Genomic DNA, 18,425 nt, shown 5'->3' with positions numbered 1-18,425 from the left:
TGAAATCGTCGCCATTCCTGGCCCGCGGAGATGGCCCGCGGAGATCGCTGCCCGAGATTGCCCTCGGAGGCGACCTGACGAGGCGATCTAACGAGGCGATCTAACGAGGCGGCGGCACCACGGCCACCGGGCAGGCGGCGTGGTAGATCAGGGCCTGGCTGGTGGACCCGAGCAGCAGCCCGCGAAAGCCGCCGCGGCCCCGGGAGCCGACCACCGCGAGCTGGGCTCCGGCGGTGTGGTCGAGCAGCACGCGGGTGGGGGCGTCGCGCACCACCACGCGCTCGACGGGCACGTCCGGGTGCCGCTCCTGGTCCTCGGCGAGCCACGTGCCGACCAGTTCCTGCTCCTCCTGCTCGATCGCTGGCCACGGCGCCGTCAGCTCCCAGCCGGTCGGGACCGGCAGGTCGCTCCAGGCGTGCACGGCGATCAGCGGGACGCGTCGGGCCGAGGCGGCCGCGAACGCGAAGGTGACCGCCGCCCGGCTGGTCGGCGACCCGTCCACGCCGACGACGACCGGGGCGTCGGGCCGGGGCGCGCCCGGGGCGTCCGCCCCGCGCACGACCACCGTCGGGCAGTGTCCGTGGGTGGCGAGCGCCACGGCGATCGATCCGATCACCAGCCCGCTGAACCCGCCGAGCCCTCGTGAACCGACCACGACCAGGTCCGCGGACGCCGACTGCCCGATGAGCCGGCCCGCCGTCGAACCGGAGAGCTGCTGGGTGCTCGTCCGGACCCCGGGCGCCGCCTCCTCGGCCACCGCCGTCGCCGCCTCCAGCCACTGGTGGCCCTGCTGGACCATGGCGTCCTCGTAAGAGGCCAGCATCGCCGTCGCATGGGGCACGGCAGGGGGTACGGACGTCCACACGTTGACGAGCAGCAGCGGCACGTCGCGGCGGACGGCCTCCTGCGCGGCCCACTGCACGGCCCGTGTGGCGGACGCCGAGCCGTCCACACCGACGACGACCGGCCTTCCTGAGGTATCCGTCATCTGAACCCGCTCCTCACGGACGTTCCCAGACCACCAGGACCGTTCCTTCTTAACACGGCCGCCCGACGGCCACGATCCGGCGGACGAGACGCGGTACTCGCCATCCGCGCCTTGCCGGCGAGTACTCGGCTCTGTTCGACGGCGCCCTGTTCGACGGCGGGCAGCAGGACGGGGACAGGCCACGTAGCGGGCACCGTCCCGGCCGGCACGCTGACGTCGTACGGCGGTGCCGGGACGGCGACCCAGCTCACACGGTTTTCGATTCGGGGTGGGCCGCTCGCCCGTGCTATGTTTTTCCCCGCACCGAAACGGCGGAAACGCCGGTCGGGTCCACCTGTCCGGGTGGCGGAATGGCAGACGCGCTAGCTTGAGGTGCTAGTGCCCTTTATCGGGCGTGGGGGTTCAAGTCCCCCTCCGGACACTCGTTGAGACAGCGAACGCGAAGCCCCTGGGTCCACAACCAGGGGCTTCGTCGTATCCGCAGCTCGACGCCGCAACACTCGGCGCCCGAGTACGACCCCGACGCCCTGTTCGGTGAAGCGCATTGCGGCGCGGCGTGCCGCTGGAGGAACATCGGCGCGCCCCGTCCCGGGCGGGCGCATAGGCTCGTGCCCGCGCGTCGGTTGTCGCGAGAACCGGCGTGCCGCTAACGTCCGGTTGGACAATTCGCCCAAAAACAATACTTGGAGCATGGCGATGACGGCTGACGCGCCGACGGTAGCGCTGACGACAGCGGCGGAACCGCCGACCACCACGCCGCCGAGCGTGCCCGAGCCGACCGCTCCGCCGACGTCGAGCTTCGGCGCACCGTGGATCCGGTCGACCGGTGACCTGGCCTGGAAGCTGGTCGGCATCGCGGTCGCCGTGGCCGTCGTGTTCTACGTGGTGAGCCTGGTGCAGCTCGTGTTCGTCGCCCTGTTCCTGGCTCTGGCCTTCACCACCGTGCTGCTGCCGCTGGGGCACCTCTACGACCGCGTCATGCCGCGCGGACTGGCCATGGCGGCCTCGCTGCTGACCGCCGTGCTCGCCGTCGGCGCGCTGGTCACCTACGTGGTGTCCTCCGTGGTGAACCGGTGGGAGGAGCTCGCCACCGAGTTCGCCACCGGCCTCACGGACCTCGCGGACCTGATCGCGGGCACCCCGATGCTGGAGGGCCTCGGCACGCCCAGCGAGTGGCTCACCCAAGGCGGCGAGTGGTTCCAGGCGAACGCGGGGGACTACGTGACCACCGCCGCCCAGAGCGCCGGGTCGATAGCGCAGGGCGCCACCGCCGTCGTGCTCGCGATCTTCTGCACCGTGTTCTTCCTGACCCAGGGCGAGCGCATGTGGCAGTGGGCGCTCAGCCTCGTCCCGGAGCGTCTGCACGAGCGCTGGGAGACCGCCGCGAGCGCGGGCTGGACCACGTTCTCCGGGTACACGCGGGGCATGTTCTTCGTCGCGCTGACCGACGGCGTCATGGCCGGGATCTTCCTCACCGTCGTGGGCGTGCCGCTGGCGCTGCCGCTGTCGGTGGTGGTGTTCCTCGGCGCGTTCGTGCCGATGATCGGTCCCGTCGCGGCCATCGTGATCAGCGCGCTCGTGGCGCTGGCCGCCAAGGGCCCGGTGCTCGCGCTGGTGGTGCTGATCGGCATGGTCGTGGTGGCCCAGATCGACGCGAACGTGCTGCAGCCGCTGATCACCGGCAAGCAGGTCTCGCTGCACCCCGTCGTGATGGCGCTCGTGGTCGCCGCCGGTTCGGTGCTGGGCGGGCTGCTCGGCGCCGTCGTCGCCGTGCCGCTCACCGCGGTGAGCTGGGCGGTGTTCAGCAGGCTGCGGCGGACGGCGGGCACGGCGGCCGCAGGCCGCACGGCGGACGCACAGGTGGCGCCGCGGAGCGCCGAGGCGGCGCAGGGCGGCGGAGCTGCCCATGCGGCAGACTGACTCGGTGTCCGACCCCGCACCACACACCACCGCCGCACCACGGGCGGCCGCACCGCACGGCGCCCCCGCGCCGCGCGACAGCGACCCGCCGCCCTGGCTGCGCACCTCGGCCGGCTGGTCGTGGCGCCTGATCCTGCTCGTCGCGGGGATCGCCCTGGTGTTCTGGGCCGTCACCCAGGTGCTGATCGTCTTCGTCGCGGTGTTCCTGGCCCTGGTCTTCACCGCGGTGCTCAACCCGCTCACCGACCTCTACACCCGCGTCATGCCCCGCCCCCTGGCGACGGCCGCGGCCATCCTGTCCGGCCTGCTCGTGGTCGGCGGCCTGCTGACCTACGTCGTCGTCTCCGTCGCCGGGCAGTGGGAACGGCTCGCCGGGGAGTTCAACACCGGCATCGACCAGATCGTCAACCTGATCGAGAACAGCCCGCTGCCGGTCGACCTCGAGCTCGACACCCGCGACCAGTGGATCGACGACGCCGCCAACTGGATCCAGGAGAACTCCCAGGCCCTGGTGAGCCAGGCGGCCGAGAGCGCGGGCTCGATCGTCGAGGGCATCGCCGTGCTGGTGCTGGCGATCTTCTGCACCGTCTTCTTCGTCGCCTCCGGCGGCGCGATGTGGCGCTGGTTCATGGCGCAGGTCCCGCCCCGCACGCGGCAGCGCTGGCACGACGCCGCGGGCGCCGGCTGGTACACGTTCTCCGGCTACACGCGCGGCATCGTGCTCGTCGCGATCACCAACGGCATCCTCGCCGGCATCTTCCTGTCCATCCTCGGCGTGCCGCTGGCCGCGCCGCTGGCCGTGCTGGTGTTCATCGGCACGTTCATCCCGCTCATCGGCGCGCCGCTGGCCATGATCGTCGCGGCGGTCGTGGCGCTCGCGGCCGACGGGCTCCTGACGGCGCTCATCGTGACCGTCGGCATCGCGGGCATCGGCCAGCTCGAAGGACACGTGCTGCAGCCGCTCATCATGGGCAAGCAGGTCTCGCTGCACCCGGTGGTGGTCGCGCTCGGCGTCACGTGCGGCACGGTGGTGGGCGGCATCCTCGGCGCGATCATCGCGGTCCCGCTCATCGCGGTGGCCTGGGCGGTGTACAGCACGCTGCGCAAGCCGCTCGACGGCGCCCCTGCCGCCGTCGGCCCGGACGACGACGAAGGCGGCGGGCCGCCGGGTGCCGACGGGCCGGCTCCGCCGGACGTGTGACACAGGTCACGCCCGTACCCGGGAGCGGCGGGTAAAGCCGCAGGTAGCAGCCTCTTTCTGTGGCACCATCGAGGAATGGAACCGTTCGTCCTGGCCACCGAGCACGTCCGCCTGAGCGTCCCGACGTACGCGGACGTGGACGCGATCACCGCGGCCTGCCAGGACCCGGCCGTGGCCGAGTGGACGGTGGTGCCGGTGCCGTACGAGCGCAGGCATGCCGAGGGCTTCGTGCGCTACCACGTCGCGGACGGCTGGGCCAAGGGCTCCGTGTACACGTGGGCGGTGCGCGAGCCCGGCGACGTCGACGGGGCGCTGATCGGCATGGTCGGCATCACGTGCGAGGGCGGCCCCGACGACGAGCGCGCAGGGGAGCTGGGCTTCTGGATGACCGCGGACGCCCGCGGCAAGGGACTGTGCACGCAGGCCTCCCGGCTGGTCGTCGACTGGGCCATGGACCCGGAGGGGCTCGGGCTGTCGGTGGTGACCTGGGCGGCCTACGTCGGGAACTGGGCGTCGCGCCGGGTGGCCTGGCGCCTCGGCTTCCGCGTCGAGGCCACGCTGCGCAGGCACGGGCTGCAGCGGGGCGTGCGGCGGGACGCCTGGGTCGGCACGCTCCTGCCCGAGGACCCGCGCGAGCCCAACGAGCCGTGGCCCGCGGAGGCGCCGGTGCGGTCGGCGCGAGCGTAGGCCCGTGGCTGGTCCGTGCCTGGCCGTGAGCAGGGCCGCGGTCGGTGGGACACGAGTGTCAGTGAGCATCCGTAGGCTGGGGCGGTGTTCGACGACCTGTTCAGTGCGGTGACGACGGACGCGGCGGGCACCCCCGCCGCGAGCGCGTCGTCGCCGCTGGCCGTGCGCATGCGCCCGGCCTCGATCGACGAGATCGCCGGCCAGGAGCACCTCCTGGTGCCCGGGTCGCCGCTGCGGCGGCTCATCGAGCCCGGCGGGGGCGGGCGCGCCGCGCCGTCGTCGGTCATCCTCTGGGGGCCGCCCGGCACCGGCAAGACGACGCTCGCCTACCTCGTGGCCACCGTGTCCGGGCGCCGCTTCGTGGAGCTGAGCGCCGTCACCGCCGGCGTCAAGGACGTGCGCCAGGTGGTGGAGGACGCGCGGCGCCGCCTCGCCACCGGCGGCGACGAGACCGTGCTGTTCGTGGACGAGGTGCACCGCTTCTCCAAGTCGCAGCAGGACGCCCTGCTGCCCAGCGTGGAGAACCGGTGGGTCACGCTCGTGGCCGCGACCACCGAGAACCCGAGCTTCTCCGTGAACTCGCCGCTGCTGTCCCGCTCGCTGCTGCTCACGCTCAAGCCGCTGGAGACCGAGCACGTGCGCGAGCTCGTGCTGCGCGCCGTGACCGACGAGCGCGGGCTGGGCGGGTCCGTCGAGCTCGACGACGAGGCCACCGAGTACCTCCTGCGGCTGGCCGGGGGAGACGCGCGCAAGGCGCTCACCATCCTGGAGGCGGCGGCGGGCGCCGTCCTGTCGGACGGTGCGGCGGGCGACGGCGTTGCCGGTGACGACACTGCCCGCGGTGAGGGCGCCGGTGCCGGGGCTGACGGCGGGACCGGCCACGGCGCCGTCCCGCGGATCGGCCTGGCCGACGTCGAGCGCGCCATCGACGTCGCCGCCGTCCGCTACGACCGCGACGGCGACCAGCACTACGACGTCATCTCCGCGTTCATCAAGTCCATCCGCGGGTCCGACGTCGACGCCGCGCTGCACTACCTCGCCCGGATGGTGGCGGCGGGGGAGGACCCGCGGTTCATCGCCCGGCGCCTGGTCATCTCCGCGGCCGAGGACATCGGCATGGCCGACCCGTCCGCGCTCCAGACCGCCGTCGCGGCGGCGCAGGCCGTGCAGCTCATCGGCATGCCCGAGGGGCGCATCGTGCTGGCGGAGGCCGTCGTGCACCTCGCCACCGCGCCGAAGTCCAACGCCGCGTACCTCGGCGTCGACGCGGCGCTCGCGGACGTGCGGGCCGGCCGGGTGGGCACGGTGCCGCAGCACCTGCGGGACGCGCACTACGCGGGCGCCAAACAGCTCGGCCACGGCGACGGGTACCGGTACGCGCACGACTGGCCGCACGGCGTCGCCCCGCAGCAGTACCTGCCGGACGTGCTGGCGGGCTCGCGCTACTACGACCCGAGCGACCGCGGGTACGAGCGGCAGGTGGCCGAGCGGCTGGACCGCATCAGGGGGATCCTTGCGAGCGACGAGCCCCGTGGTGACCAGGCCCACGGCGAGCCGAAGCGCTGACGTGCGTTAAGATATCCAGGTTGCCTATGGCAGCTCCCTGGGACCTCGGCCCCGCGGGTGGGGCGGTCCGGTCGTCGACCTGGTCGCCGCGCTCCATCGGCTGGTCCCGCACCCGGCGTGGTTCCCCTCAGGGGAAGTCTCATGAGACAGCCGTGCCCGGGTGTGACCTCTTCCCTTTACTACAGGACAGGAAACACAGTGACTTCTGTGACCCGCTCGCGCCGCCAGGTGCGCCTGAGCCGCAAGCTGGGCCTCGCGCTCACGCCCAAGGCGGTCAAGCACTTCGAGAAGCGGCCCTACCCGCCGGGTGAGCACGGCCGCGCCCGCCGTCGTACCGAGTCGGACTACGCGGTGCGTCTGCGCGAGAAGCAGCGGCTGCGCGCCCAGTACGCGCTGCGTGAGAAGCAGCTCCTCAAGGTGTACGAGAACGCCCGCAAGCAGGCCGGCCTGACCGGTGAGGTCATGGTCGAGGACCTGGAGACGCGGCTCGACTCGCTCGTGCTGCGCGCCGGCTTCGGCCGCACCATCCTGCAGGCACGTCAGCACGTGACGCACCGCCACATCCTGGTGGACGGCAAGATCGTGGACCGCCCGTCGTTCCGCGTGAAGCCGGGCCAGACCATCCAGGTCAAGCCCAAGAGCCAGGCCACCGTGCCGTTCCAGGTCGCCGCCGCCGGCGCGCACCGCGACGTGCTGCCGGCCCTGCCGGGCTACCTGGACGTGCAGCTCGAGAAGCTGTCGGCCACGCTGACCCGCCAGCCGAAGCGCGCCGAGGTCCCCGTGACCTGCGACGTGCAGATGGTCGTCGAGTACTACGCTCGCTGACCCGGCCGGCTCGGCACCCGTACCCAGCCCCGTCCACGCTCCGCCGTGGACGGGGCTGCGTGCTTCCCGCCGGACGACCGGCCGTCGAGGTGTCTCCCGCCGGAGGACCGGCCGCCGAACCGAAGGTTGCGCGTCCTTCCGGCCGCTGATCGACCGGTTCGCTGCGCTTCGGCGCCGCCACTCACGATCAGGTTTCGGTTCGACGGGTTGTCGTCTCGGCGTGTCGGCCTCGGTTCGGCGTGGCGGGGTCGGCGGGGTGGTGGCGAGAGATCCGGGAGGGGACGGCAGGCGACCGGGCCGCCGAGCGGGATAGGGTGACGACGCGGCAGGGACCGGGGCGCAGCGCGCCCCGGGCGGCGCCCGGGACGGACGCTCGGCCGACCACCAGTGACACCGGACAGACCAGGAGTTGATCGGGTATGACCCTCGGCGACCTCGGAGACGTGGCGGGACTGATCGCGGCCATCGCGTTCGTGCTCCTCGTGGGTTTCCTCGCCGTCCCCCTGTGGAAGCTGGGAAAGCTCCTCGACGAGGCGCGCCTGAGCGTCCGCGACGTCACCGAGCACTCTGTGCCGATCCTCGACGAGGCGGCGAGCACCGTCGCCTCGGCGAACACGCAGCTCGTCAAGGTCGACACCATCACGACGTCGGCGGCGTCGGTCAGCGAGAACGTGTCGGCGCTGACCGGCCTGTACGCCGCGACGCTCGGCGGCCCGCTGGTCAAGGTCGCCGCCTTCTCGTACGGCGTGCGCCAGGCCTTCGGCCGGGCACGGGGCCGGGCCGGACGGCACACGGACCCCACGGCCGGTGCTGAGCCCGGCGCGGCGCGCCGCTCCGGGGGCAGCGGGGCCGACACGTGATCCGCCGCCTGTTCTGGATCGGCGTGGGCGTCGCCGTCACCGTCGTCGTGATCCACAAGGGCCGCCAGCTCGTCGCGCGCTACACGCCGGAGGCCGTCAGCGAGCGTGCCGCCGCCGCGGTGGACGACGCCGGGGCGCGCCTGAACCAGATGGCGCGCACGTTCCGCTCGGAGTTCGCCACGGCCCGCGCCGAGCGCGAGGCCGAGCTCATGGCGTCCCTGCGCGGCGAGCTGCCCGACGACCACCGGTAGCGCCGCCGCGCCGCCCTCCGGCCGGATGCCGTCCCGCTGGATGCCGTCCCGCTGGACGCCGTCGGACCGGACGCCGTCGGACCGGACGCCGCCCGCGCCGCACCATTCAGTTTCCGTCTGCCGCCCTACCAGCGGCAGAATAGGCAGGTGCGCGACACGGTTCGCGCACCTGAGTTTCGCACCACTCCCGCACGACCGAGAAGAAGGATCACTGACCTCATGCGCACCGCCGAGATCCGCAAGCGTTGGCTCGACTACTTCGAAGCTCAGGGTCACGCGGTGGTGCCGTCTGCGTCGTTGGTCTCACCCGACCCGTCCACGCTGTTCACCATCGCCGGCATGGTGCCGTTCATCCCGTACATGACGGCCCAGCAGACCCCGCCGTGGCAGCGCGCCACCAGCGTGCAGAAGTGCGTGCGCACGCTCGACATCGACGAGGTGGGCAAGACCACGCGCCACGGCACGTTCTTCCAGATGAACGGCAACTTCTCCTTCGGCGACTACTTCAAGGAAGGGGCGATCACCTACGCCTGGGACTTCCTGACGGGGTCGCGGGACGAGGGCAAGCTGGGGATCGACCCGGACCTGCTGTGGGTGACGGTCTACGAGACCGACGACGAGGCCATCGCCCTCTGGAAGCAGATCGCCGGCCTGCCGGACGAGCGCATCCAGCGGATGGGCAAGAAGACGAACTACTGGCACACCGGGCAGCCCGGCCCGGGCGGCCCCTGCTCGGAGATCTTCTACGACCGCGGCCCGCAGTACGGGGCCGACGGCGGTCCGGCCGTGGACGAGGACCGGTACATCGAGATCTGGAACCTCGTGTTCATGCAGTACTCGCTGGACGACGTGCGGTCCAAGGAGGACTTCCGCATCGTCGGCGAGCTGCCCGCCAAGAACATCGACACCGGCATGGGCCTGGAGCGCGTCGCGTTCCTGCTGCAGGGCGTCGACAACATGTACGAGATCGACGAGGTCCGGCCGGTCATCGACGCCGCCGAGAAGCTCTCGGGCAAGAAGTACGGCGAGAACCACGACGACGACGTGCGCATGCGCGTCGTGGCCGACCACGTCCGCTCGGCCCTGATGATCATCGGCGACGGCGTGCGCCCCTCGAACGAGGGCCGTGGCTACGTGCTGCGCCGTCTGCTGCGCCGCTCCGTGCGGGCGATGCGCCTGCTCGGTGTGGACGGCGTGGCCCTGCCGTCGCTGCTGCCCGTCTCGAAGGACGCCATGGCCCCCTCCTACCCGGAGCTGGCCACCAACTTCGAGCAGATCTCCGCCGTCGCCTACGCCGAGGAGGACGCCTTCCGGCGCACGCTCGCCTCGGGCACCACCATCCTGGACAGCGCCGTGGCCGACCTGAAGAGGCAGGGCGGCGACAGCCTCGTGCTGCCCGGCGAGGCCGCCTTCCAGCTCCACGACACCTACGGCTTCCCGATCGACCTCACCCTGGAGATGGCCGCGGAGCAGGGCGTGCAGGTCGACGAGCAGGCCTTCCGCTCCCTCATGCAGGAGCAGCGCACGCGCGCCCGCGCCGACGCCCTGGCCAAGCGCACCGGCGGGGCCGACGTCGCCGCCTACCAGGCCCTGGAGAAGGAGCTCACGGCCCCCGTCGAGTTCCTCGGCTACACGCAGACGGACGCCACCGTGCGCGTGGCCGGCCTACTGGCCGGCGGCGTGCCGGCCCCCGCCGTCACCGCCCCCGCCGAGGTCGAGGTGGTCCTTGACCGCACGCCGTTCTACGCCGAGGCCGGCGGCCAGCTCGCCGACCACGGCACCATCGTGCTCGACGGCGGCGCCACCATCGAGGTCGACGACGTGCAGCGCCCCATCAAGGGGCTGAGCGTGCACCGCGGGCGCCTCATCGAGGGCACGGTGGCGCTGGGCGACCCGGGCACGGCGCAGATCGACACGGCCCGCCGCAAGGCCATCAGCCGCGCCCACTCGGCCACGCACATGATCCACAAGGCGCTGCACGAGCTGGTGGGTCCGGATCGCACGCAGGCCGGCTCGGAGAACGCCCCGAGCCGCATCCGGTTCGACTTCCGCTCGCCGTCGGCGGTCTCGGCCTCCGCCCTGTCGGAGATCGAGGAGCGCGTCAACGAGCGGCTGACCGACAACCTCGAGGTGACCGACCAGCTCATGCCGATCGCCGAGGCCCGCGCCGCCGGCGCCATGGCGCTGTTCGGCGAGAAGTACGGCGACATCGTGCGCGTGGTCTCGATCGGCGACGACTGGTCGCGCGAGCTGTGCGCGGGCACGCACGTGAAGCAGACCGGCCAGCTCGGCCGCGTCACGCTGCTGGGCGAGTCGTCGATCGGCTCGGGCGTGCGCCGCGTGGACGCCCTGGTGGGCGATGGCGCGTACGGCTTCCAGGCCAAGGAGCACGCCCTGGTCGGGCAGCTCACGGGCCTGCTCAACACGCGCGCCGAGGACCTCACCGAGCGGGTCGGCTCGCTGGTGTCGCGCCTCAAGGAGGTCGAGAAGGAGCTGGCCGCCGTGCGCCAGGGCCAGCTCCTGGCCGCGGCGGGCAAGCTCGCCGCCGAGGCCCCGCGCGTGGGCGACGTCCGCGTCGTCACGCACGACGCCGGCGAGGCCCAGGCCGACGACCTACGCGCCCTCGTGCTCGACGTGCGCTCGCGCCTCGGCGAGGCCGAGCCCGTCGTGGCCGCCGCCGGCGGCGTCTCGGGCGGCCGCCCCGTCGTGGTGGTCGTGACCAACGCCGCCGCGCGTGCCGCCGGCTACAAGGCCGGCGACCTGGTGCGCACCGCCGCCCAGACGCTGGGTGGCGGTGGCGGCGGCAAGCCGGACATGGCCCAGGGCGGCGGCACCGACCCGGCCAAGCTGGGCGAGGCGCTGGCGGGCATCGCCGAGGGCGTGCGCCTGGCCGCCGTCGGCGCGTGACCGTGACCGACCCGGTCGAGGCCCGGGCCGGGCTCCCGCGCGGGGCCCGGCTCGGGGTCGACGTCGGCATGGCCCGGATCGGGCTGGCCGCGAGCGACCCCGACGGCCTGGTCGCGACGCCCGTGGAGACCGTGCAGCGGGTTGCGGCGGGCACGGGCACGACCGCCGACGTCACCCGGATCGTGGACGAGGCGGCCGAGCGGTTCGCCGCCGTCGTCTATGTGGGCCTGCCCAGGCACCTGTCCGGGAAGGAGGGCGCCGCCACGGCCGACGCGCGCCGGTTCGCGGACCGGCTCGCGGCCGCCCTGGCCGCCGCGGGGGAGCGCGCGGAGGTGCGGCTCGTGGACGAGCGGATGACCACCGTGTCGGCCCATCAGGCCCTCCACGCGGCGGGCCGAAAAACCAAGAAGCACAGGTCCGTGATCGATCAGGCCGCAGCCGTTATCATTCTGCAATCTGCACTCGACGCGGAGCGGGCGAAGGGGGAGCGCGCCGGCGAGCTCGTCGCTGTGCGGACCGTGCACGACACGCACGAATGACCCAGCGCCACCCCCCGACGAAGGACGAGTGAGACTCCGGTGACGGACCTCTTCACGGCGCCCCCGCGCCCCCAGACAGATCCCGCGTTCCCCGGACCGCGATCGGACAGGAGGGCGCAGCGCCGCCGTCGGCGGAACCGGCGCGGGCGCTCGGTCCTCGTGCTCGTCGTCGCCCTCGTGCTGGTGGGCGGCTCTGGCTACGCGGTGTGGACCAACCGCGACTCCCTGACGGGCATCACCAACCCGCTCGAGTCCAAGGACTTCCCTGGGCCCGGCGGCGACCAGGTCAACGTCGAGATCCCCGAGGGCGCCACGGGCACCGTGATGGGCCAGGAGCTCTACGACGCCGGCGTGGTGGCGAGCGTGTCGGCCTTCACCGCGGCGTTCGAGGCCAACCCGGACTCGGTGCTGATCCGGCCCGGCACGCACGCCATGCTGGAGGAGATGGCGGCCAAGGACGCCGTCGCCCTGCTCGTCAAGAACGAGATGGTGGACCTGCAGCTCACGCTGCCGGAGGGCTACACGGTCGACCAGGTGGTGGAGCGCGCGGTGCAGGTGACGGGCCTGCCCGTCGAGGACTTCGAGGCCGCCCTGCGGCACCCCGGCCAGCTCGGCGTGCCGAAGCAGGCCGACGGCAAGGTGGAGGGCTGGCTGTACCCCGAGACGTACATGGTGAAGCCGAACGACACGGCCGTCGGGCTGCTGTCGCGGATGGTGGACCGCACCAAGGGCGTGCTCAGGCAGAAGGGCGTGCCCGTGGCGGACTGGCAGCCGGTGCTCATCAAGGCGTCGCTGGTGGAGCGCGAGGGCCTGGTCGCGCAGGACCGGCGCAAGATGGCGCGGGCGATCGAGAACCGGCTCGAGGACGACATGTTCCTCCAGATCGACGCCGCCGTGGCCTACGGCGCGGACAAGCCGGGCACCGAGCTGACCGACGCAGACCTCGACAACGCGAAGAACCCGTACAACACCTACGAGCACACGGGCCTGCCGCCGGGGCCCATCGCGAACCCGGGTGCCGTCTCGATCGATGCGGTGCTCAACCCGACCCCCGGCGACTGGAAGTTCTGGGTCACGGTCAACCTCGACACGGGGGAGACCAAGTTCTCCGAGACCCAGCCCGAGCACGAGCAGTACGTGCAGGAGCTGCGCGACTGGCAGGCCGCCAACGGCGGCTGACGCCGTCGGCGGTGCGGAAGCGCCGTCGGCGGTGCGGAAGCGCCGTCGGCGGCGGGGACACGCGCCGTCGGCGGCGGGGACACGCGCCGTCGGCGGCGGGGACACGCGCCGTCGGCGGCGGGGACGCCGGAAGTTCGCCGCGATGAAACCCGGGAGTTGGCCGGGAATGCGCCGATCGGGGTAGCGTTCGCGGCGCCCGGGCAGTGATGCGATCGTGACTTTGCGGTCGCGGCGTCGGCTGTCCGGTTGGTAGACCCAGGCTGGGATCAGTGGTCCACGCGGACTGATCCCGGCAGAACAGCACAGGCAGCACAGCACAAGGCAGCACAGAGACGGAGCGAGCGTGACCGAGGCCCTTCCGGAAGTGAATTACCAGGGGCCGCCTCGGCACGCGAGCGGCTTCCGCAAGCGGGGGGAGCGCGACGTCTACCGCGGCCGGGGCGACGGGCGGTTCCCGCGGCCGCTGGTCATCGCCGTGGTCGCCGTCGTGGTGGTCGTCGGTGGTCTGGGCGCGTGGACCGTCAAGGAGGACGGCTACCTGTTCGGCATCCGCACGCCGCTGGCCGCCCCGGACTACGAGGGCGCGGGCGGGGAGCCGGTCGACGTGGACATCCCCGAGGGCGCCAACGGGTACGTGATCGCCGAGGAGCTCGTCGAGAAGGACGTGGTGGCCAGCACCGACGCGTTCATCCGTGCGTTCAACGCCAACCCAGACTCCGCGGCGATCCAGCCGGGCACGCACGGGATGCGGCTGCAGATGAGCGCGGCGGCCGCCGTCGAGCTGCTGGCGCAGAACGAGGTGGCCCGGGGCGGCCTGACCGTCGTCGAGGGATACACCGTGGACCAGGTCCGCGACACGATGGTCGAGGCCGGCTGGCCCGAGCAGGACGTCCGGGCGGCCATGGAGAATCCCCAGGCGCTGGGCCTGCCGGCCGAGGCCGGGGGACACCTGGAGGGCTGGCTCGCGGCGAGCACGTACGACGCCAAGCCCGACACCATGCCCGCCGCCGACGTGCTCAAGCAGATGGTGGCCCTGACCGTGCAGGAGCTCAACGAGCTCGATGTGCCGCCCGCGCAGCGCAACGACGTGATCATCAAGGCCTCGCTGGTGGAGCGCGAGGCGCCCGACGAATACCGCGGCCAGGTGGCCCGGGTGATCGAGAACCGGCTGGCGGCGAACGAGCCGCTTGGCCTGGACGCCATCGACTCCTACGGGCGCAAGAAGCCGTCGCACCAGATCACCACCGAGGAGTTCCAGGACGAGTCGTTCCCGTACGCCTCGCGCGTGGTGCCCGGGCTGCCGCCGACCGCCATCGGTGCGCCGAGCCGGGCCTCGGTGGAGGCCGTGCTCAACCCGCCGCAGGGCACGTGGCGCTGGTACGTCACGGTCAACCTGGACACCCAGGAGACCAAGTTCACCGACAACTACGACGAGTTCCTGGTCTACCGCGAGGAGTACCAGGCGTGGGCGGCGGAGAACGGGTACTGACGATGAGCACCACCACCCCGGGCCCGGCCACGCCGGGCGGGCGCCTGGACCCGGCCGGGTCGGCCGGGCGCTCGGACTCAGCGCGGCCGGGCGGGCGCCGCGCGGCCGTGCTCGGCCACCCGGTGGCGCACTCGCTGTCCCCGGTGCTGCACGCCGCCGCCTATCGCGCGCTCGGCCTGGACGACTGGGCGTACGAGCGGCACGACGTCACCGAGGAGGCGCTGGCCGGCTTCCTGGACGGGCTCGACCCCACCTGGGCGGGCCTGAGCCTGACCATGCCGCTCAAGCAGGTGGTCATCGGCCTGGTTGACCACGTGGAGCCGCTCGCGCAGGCGGTCGGCGCGGTGAACACCGTCCTGTTCTCAACCGTGCGCGGCCAGGTCACCCGGACCGGCACCAACACCGACGTGCACGGCATCGTGGCGGCGCTGCGCGAGCGCCTCGGCACCGGCCGCGTGGCGGACGCCGTCGTCGTGGGCGGGGGAGCGACGGCCGCCTCGGCCCTGGCCGCGCTGGCCGAGCTCGGCTGCCCCGCCCCCCGCGTGTTCGTGCGCTCCCTGGACCGGATCGGCCCGCTGCGCGAGGCCGTGGCCCGCATGGGCGTGCGCCCGTCGTTCGAGGTGTTCGACGACAAGGCGACGACGTCGGCACTGGTGGCGGCGGACGCCGTCGTCTCGACGACGCCGAAGTACGCCGCCGACGTCTGGGCCAAGCTGTTGACCGACGGCGCGGGCGGGGCCGCGGGGGCCGGCGCGGCCGGGGAGCGCGGGGCCGTGCCCCGTGGCGTGCTGCTCGACGTCGTCTACGACCCCCGGCCGACGGCCCTGCAGGCGGCGTGGACCGCCCTGGGTGCGCCCGCCGTCGGCGGTGAGCGCATGCTGCTGCACCAGGCCGCCGAGCAGGTGCGCCTCATGACGGGGTACCCGGCGCCGCTGGCGGCCATGGACGAGGCTCTCCGGGCGGCTCTTGCGCGCTGAGGCACCAGCAATCGGGATCACGCGGGCGCGCGTCGCATGAACCACATCGCCGGGCCACCGTCGAAGAGCGCGTCCGTCGCGTCCACGTCCGTGAACCCGAAGCGCTCGTAGTACGCGACGTTCGCCTCCTTGCTGGTCTCGAGGTAGACGTCCACCCCGGCGCGGTCGGCACGCGCGAGCCCGTGCCGCAGCAACGCCCCACCGATCCCCTCACCCTGTCGCGCGGGATCCACGGCAAGGGCCTGCAGGTACCAGACCGGGTCCTCGGGGAACCGCCCGTCGATCGCACTGCCCATGCGGGCGAGGCGGGCGACGTCGGCCCCGATACGCACGCCGAGGGAGACCATCGCGGGCGTGGCACGAATCTGGCGTACGACGCTCAGTGGGTAGCGCCCCGGTGGCTGCCAGATGGCCCCGCCGGCGACTACGCCGTCGTTCTCGACGACCTCCGCGGTGCCCGCCGCACGCGCGTCACGGAGCGCGACGGTCAGGATCGTGCGCAGGCCCGCACGCCGGTGCCCGACGTCCGGGACCACGTGAGTGAATCCCGGATCGTCCAGGAAGGCCTCGGCCATCAGCGCGGCCGTCTCGCCGGTCCGACTTGCGGTTACGGGACGCACGTCCATGGACCGATCGTAGGTGTCCCAGCGGATCCTTGGTGGACGCCATGGTCGCCGCGCCGAACACGTTAACGTTCCGAAGTGCTCGCATCAAAGGATCTGCGCTGCCCGGACAGAGGTGCTCGCCTGGCTGCGGTCCTCTGGGTGCTCGTCGGCGCGGTCCTGATCCTCGATGCCCTGGTCGTGCTGTTCGTGAGCAGCATGCACACCGGCATCGTCGCGACATTCGTGATCGGCATCCTGTACGTGTTCTACGGGCTCTCCCGACACAGAACCCGGCCCGGAGCCCGGCAGCAGGGGCCGCCCCGGTGGCTTCGGATCTTCGTCCCGAGCTTCACTGCGCTGATGCTCCTTTTCTTCGCAAGTCTTGCGGTCTTCGGCAGGATGGACACCGCCTCGCAGGAGGAGGACGCCGTCGTCGTGCTCGGGACGGCCGTGAAGGATGGCGACGTGACACCGGCGCTCCGCTCCCGGCTCGACGTGACTGTCGACTACTCCATCGCGAACCCGGACGCCGTCATCGTGGTCGCTGGAGGTCTGGCGCCCGGAGAAACCGTCACCGAGGCACTCGCGATGGAGCGGTACCTGGTCACCCGCGGGGTCGCAGAGCATCGGATCATCCAGGAGGGGCGGTCGACCAGCACGTTCGAGAACTTCGTCTACGCGAAGGGCCTGCTCGACGCACGCTTCGGCACGGAGTACACGACGGCCTTCGTCACGAGCGACTACCACGGGTTCCGGGCGGCCGGGATCGCCAAGACGGCAGGGGTGCGCGCGACTCGCACGCATGCGGACACGCCGTGGTACGAGGTTCCCGTCGACTATGTGCGGGAGTTTCTGGCCATCACAAAGTTCGCGGTGACGGGGCGGTGACGGCCCGCGCTGGGTGCTGACCAGTGCTGGCCGACGGCTGGATCCCCTCGTTGACCGGTGATGTCCGGACCCCTTAGCCTGACCGCCGGGTGTCGAGGACGCTCGGGGCCGACCCGGGGTCGAAGGAGACTCCGTGAGGCTGCGCCGGCCACACCGCCGTCCCCGGCCAAGCACCTCGCGGGCGTGGGACGAGGTAGATCGACGAGGAGATGCCGAGAGGTCAGCCTGCCGATGACAGCGCTGACACCGACCGCTGTTGAGCTGGCGTCGCGGCTGCCGAACGATCGGGCACCACCGAATGACCGAGCACCACCGAACGAAGGAGCGAACGATGAGGTTCACCAGAGTTGCCGCCGCGGTCGTCGCGCTGGCCTGCGCGCTGGGGGCTGCGGCCCCCGCCGGCGCACAGCAGGCCGGTGCCCCCACGGCGTCGCAGCGCACGCAGGTGCAGCGGGCGCTCGCGTCGTACGACGCGATGCAGGAGTACATGGCCGCGGACGACGGCTCCGGCCTCTACCGCGAGCGATACCCGAGCGGCGCCGAGGACCGCACCTACTCGTTCGAGTGGCCGCACTCCCAGGCGCACGTCGCGACCCTCGACCTCACCGGGCTGCCGGGGGCCCTGGGCCGGTCGTTCGAGGACGACCTCGCTGACGTCGCCCGCGGGCAGGAGCACTTCTGGAACGCTGCCGGCGGCACCACCGGGCTGCCCGGCTACGACTCGTACCCGCGTGCGCCCTACGGCGGTGGCGGCGACATGTTCTACGACGACAACGAGTGGGTAGCCCTCGCCAAGGTGCAGCGGTACCTCGCGACCGGCGACGAGGCGGCGCTGCAGCGCGCCGAGGAGATCTTCGAGCTCGTGGTCTCCGGGTGGGACACCGACCCGTCGCACCCGGCGCCCGGCGGCGTGTTCTGGACCCAGGCCACGTGGAGCAGCGACCGCAACACCGTCTCCACGATGCCCGGCGCGCAGCTCGCCACCCGCCTGTTCATGATCACCGGGGAGCGGCGCTACCTCGACTGGGCGCAGCGGATGGTGGGGTGGACCGACGAGCACCTGCTCGCGCCGAACGGCCTCTACTGGGACCACATCACGCTCGACGGGTCCATCGAACGCACGCAGTGGTCGTACAACCAGGGCGTCCCCGTTGGCACCTTCACCCTGCTGTACGAGGCGACGGGCGACGCGCGCTACCTGAAGAAGGCCAAGGCGGTCGCGGCGGCGTCCTACCGCCACTACGTCACCGAGGGGCTGCTGACCGGCCAGCCGATGTTCTTCAACTCCATCTGGTTCAAGAACCTCCTCCTCCTGGAGTCCGTGACCGGCGGCACGAGGTACCGGGACGCCATGGCGGACTACGCCGACCGCCAGTGGCGCACGGAGCGCAACCGCGCGACCGGGCTGTTCGACGCCGGGAACGAGCACACCGAGCTGCTGGAGCAGGCGGCGATGGTCCAGATCTACGCCACCCTCGCCTGGCCGCGCGAGCAGGCATCGATCCTGTACTGAAACGCGGGCGGGCGCACGGTGGGGGACGGC

The 18,425-nt window shown here is 72.4% G+C and carries 16 protein-coding genes and 1 tRNA gene; 15 read left to right on the top strand and 2 right to left on the bottom strand.

Features of this window, described 5'->3' with window-relative positions; genetic code table 11:
• Positions 1-100 precede the first annotated feature (100 nt).
• Entirely contained in the window at positions 101-988 is an 888-nt protein-coding gene (locus tag AC0QU1_RS13005; protein ID WP_483569770.1) for a universal stress protein, read from the bottom strand.
• 336 nt (positions 989-1,324) lie between these two features.
• Between AC0QU1_RS13005 and AC0QU1_RS13000 the strand changes: the two genes are divergently transcribed.
• The 13 genes from AC0QU1_RS13000 to AC0QU1_RS12940 all read left to right on the top strand — a co-directional run bounded on the left by AC0QU1_RS13000 (position 1,325) and on the right by AC0QU1_RS12940 (position 15,389).
• Positions 1,325-1,409: transfer RNA gene (locus AC0QU1_RS13000), tRNA-Leu, on the top strand.
• 269 nt (positions 1,410-1,678) lie between these two features.
• Positions 1,679-2,908 (top strand): AI-2E family transporter, encoded by a 1,230-nt coding sequence (locus AC0QU1_RS12995; RefSeq protein ID WP_483569769.1) that lies wholly within the window; start codon positions 1,679-1,681, stop codon positions 2,906-2,908.
• Entirely contained in the window at positions 2,895-4,109 is a 1,215-nt protein-coding gene (locus tag AC0QU1_RS12990) for an AI-2E family transporter (RefSeq protein WP_483569768.1), read from the top strand. The genes AC0QU1_RS12995 and AC0QU1_RS12990 overlap by 14 nt, the downstream gene beginning before the upstream one ends.
• 75 nt (positions 4,110-4,184) lie before the next feature.
• Positions 4,185-4,796, top strand: a complete 612-nt coding sequence (locus AC0QU1_RS12985; RefSeq protein WP_483569767.1) for a GNAT family N-acetyltransferase — start codon at positions 4,185-4,187, stop codon at positions 4,794-4,796.
• Positions 4,797-4,880: 84 nt separating this feature from the next.
• On the top strand, positions 4,881-6,362 hold the full coding sequence (locus AC0QU1_RS12980; protein WP_483569766.1) for a replication-associated recombination protein A: 1,482 nt from the start codon (positions 4,881-4,883) through the stop codon (positions 6,360-6,362).
• 198 nt (positions 6,363-6,560) lie between these two features.
• Positions 6,561-7,187 (top strand): 30S ribosomal protein S4, encoded by a 627-nt coding sequence (rpsD, locus tag AC0QU1_RS12975; protein ID WP_483569765.1) that lies wholly within the window; start codon positions 6,561-6,563, stop codon positions 7,185-7,187.
• Between the two features lie 419 nt (positions 7,188-7,606).
• The gene (locus tag AC0QU1_RS12970; RefSeq protein ID WP_483569764.1) at positions 7,607-8,047 is read left to right on the top strand and encodes a DUF948 domain-containing protein; all 441 of its coding nucleotides are present in this window, start codon (positions 7,607-7,609) and stop codon (positions 8,045-8,047) included.
• A complete protein-coding gene (locus tag AC0QU1_RS12965; protein ID WP_483569763.1) occupies positions 8,044-8,298 on the top strand; it encodes a hypothetical protein in 255 nt (84 codons plus the stop codon). Before AC0QU1_RS12970 ends, AC0QU1_RS12965 begins: the two co-directional genes overlap by 4 nt.
• 219 nt (positions 8,299-8,517) lie before the next feature.
• Complete coding sequence (alaS, locus tag AC0QU1_RS12960) at positions 8,518-11,205, top strand: alanine--tRNA ligase (protein WP_483569762.1); 2,688 nt, start codon at positions 8,518-8,520, stop codon at positions 11,203-11,205.
• Between the two features lie 2 nt (positions 11,206-11,207).
• Positions 11,208-11,744: a Holliday junction resolvase RuvX gene (gene ruvX / locus AC0QU1_RS12955; protein ID WP_483576685.1), complete on the top strand. Its 537-nt coding sequence runs from the start codon at positions 11,208-11,210 to the stop codon at positions 11,742-11,744.
• A gap of 39 nt (positions 11,745-11,783) precedes the next feature.
• Positions 11,784-12,923, top strand: a complete 1,140-nt coding sequence (mltG, locus tag AC0QU1_RS12950; RefSeq protein WP_483569761.1) for an endolytic transglycosylase MltG — start codon at positions 11,784-11,786, stop codon at positions 12,921-12,923.
• Positions 12,924-13,266: 343 nt separating this feature from the next.
• Positions 13,267-14,412, top strand: coding sequence for an endolytic transglycosylase MltG (locus AC0QU1_RS12945; RefSeq protein ID WP_483569760.1), 1,146 nt, complete (start codon positions 13,267-13,269; stop codon positions 14,410-14,412).
• 2 nt (positions 14,413-14,414) lie between these two features.
• Entirely contained in the window at positions 14,415-15,389 is a 975-nt protein-coding gene (locus tag AC0QU1_RS12940; protein ID WP_483569759.1) for a shikimate dehydrogenase, read from the top strand.
• 17 nt (positions 15,390-15,406) lie between these two features.
• On the opposite strand, the gene AC0QU1_RS12935 is transcribed toward AC0QU1_RS12940, so the two are convergent.
• The gene (locus tag AC0QU1_RS12935; RefSeq protein WP_483569758.1) at positions 15,407-16,015 is read right to left on the bottom strand and encodes a GNAT family N-acetyltransferase; all 609 of its coding nucleotides are present in this window, start codon (positions 16,013-16,015) and stop codon (positions 15,407-15,409) included.
• 75 nt (positions 16,016-16,090) lie between these two features.
• Between AC0QU1_RS12935 and AC0QU1_RS12930 the strand changes: the two genes are divergently transcribed.
• Both AC0QU1_RS12930 and AC0QU1_RS12925 read left to right on the top strand, forming a co-directional pair.
• Positions 16,091-16,882, top strand: a complete 792-nt coding sequence (locus AC0QU1_RS12930; protein WP_483569757.1) for an ElyC/SanA/YdcF family protein — start codon at positions 16,091-16,093, stop codon at positions 16,880-16,882.
• Positions 16,883-17,213: 331 nt separating this feature from the next.
• Positions 17,214-18,395, top strand: a complete 1,182-nt coding sequence (locus AC0QU1_RS12925) for a glycoside hydrolase family 76 protein (protein WP_483569756.1) — start codon at positions 17,214-17,216, stop codon at positions 18,393-18,395.
• Positions 18,396-18,425 lie beyond the last annotated feature (30 nt).

The sequence above is a fragment of the Promicromonospora noduliphila genome (genome assembly GCF_056951025.1).
This window is presented reverse-complemented; position numbering and strand designations above follow the sequence as displayed.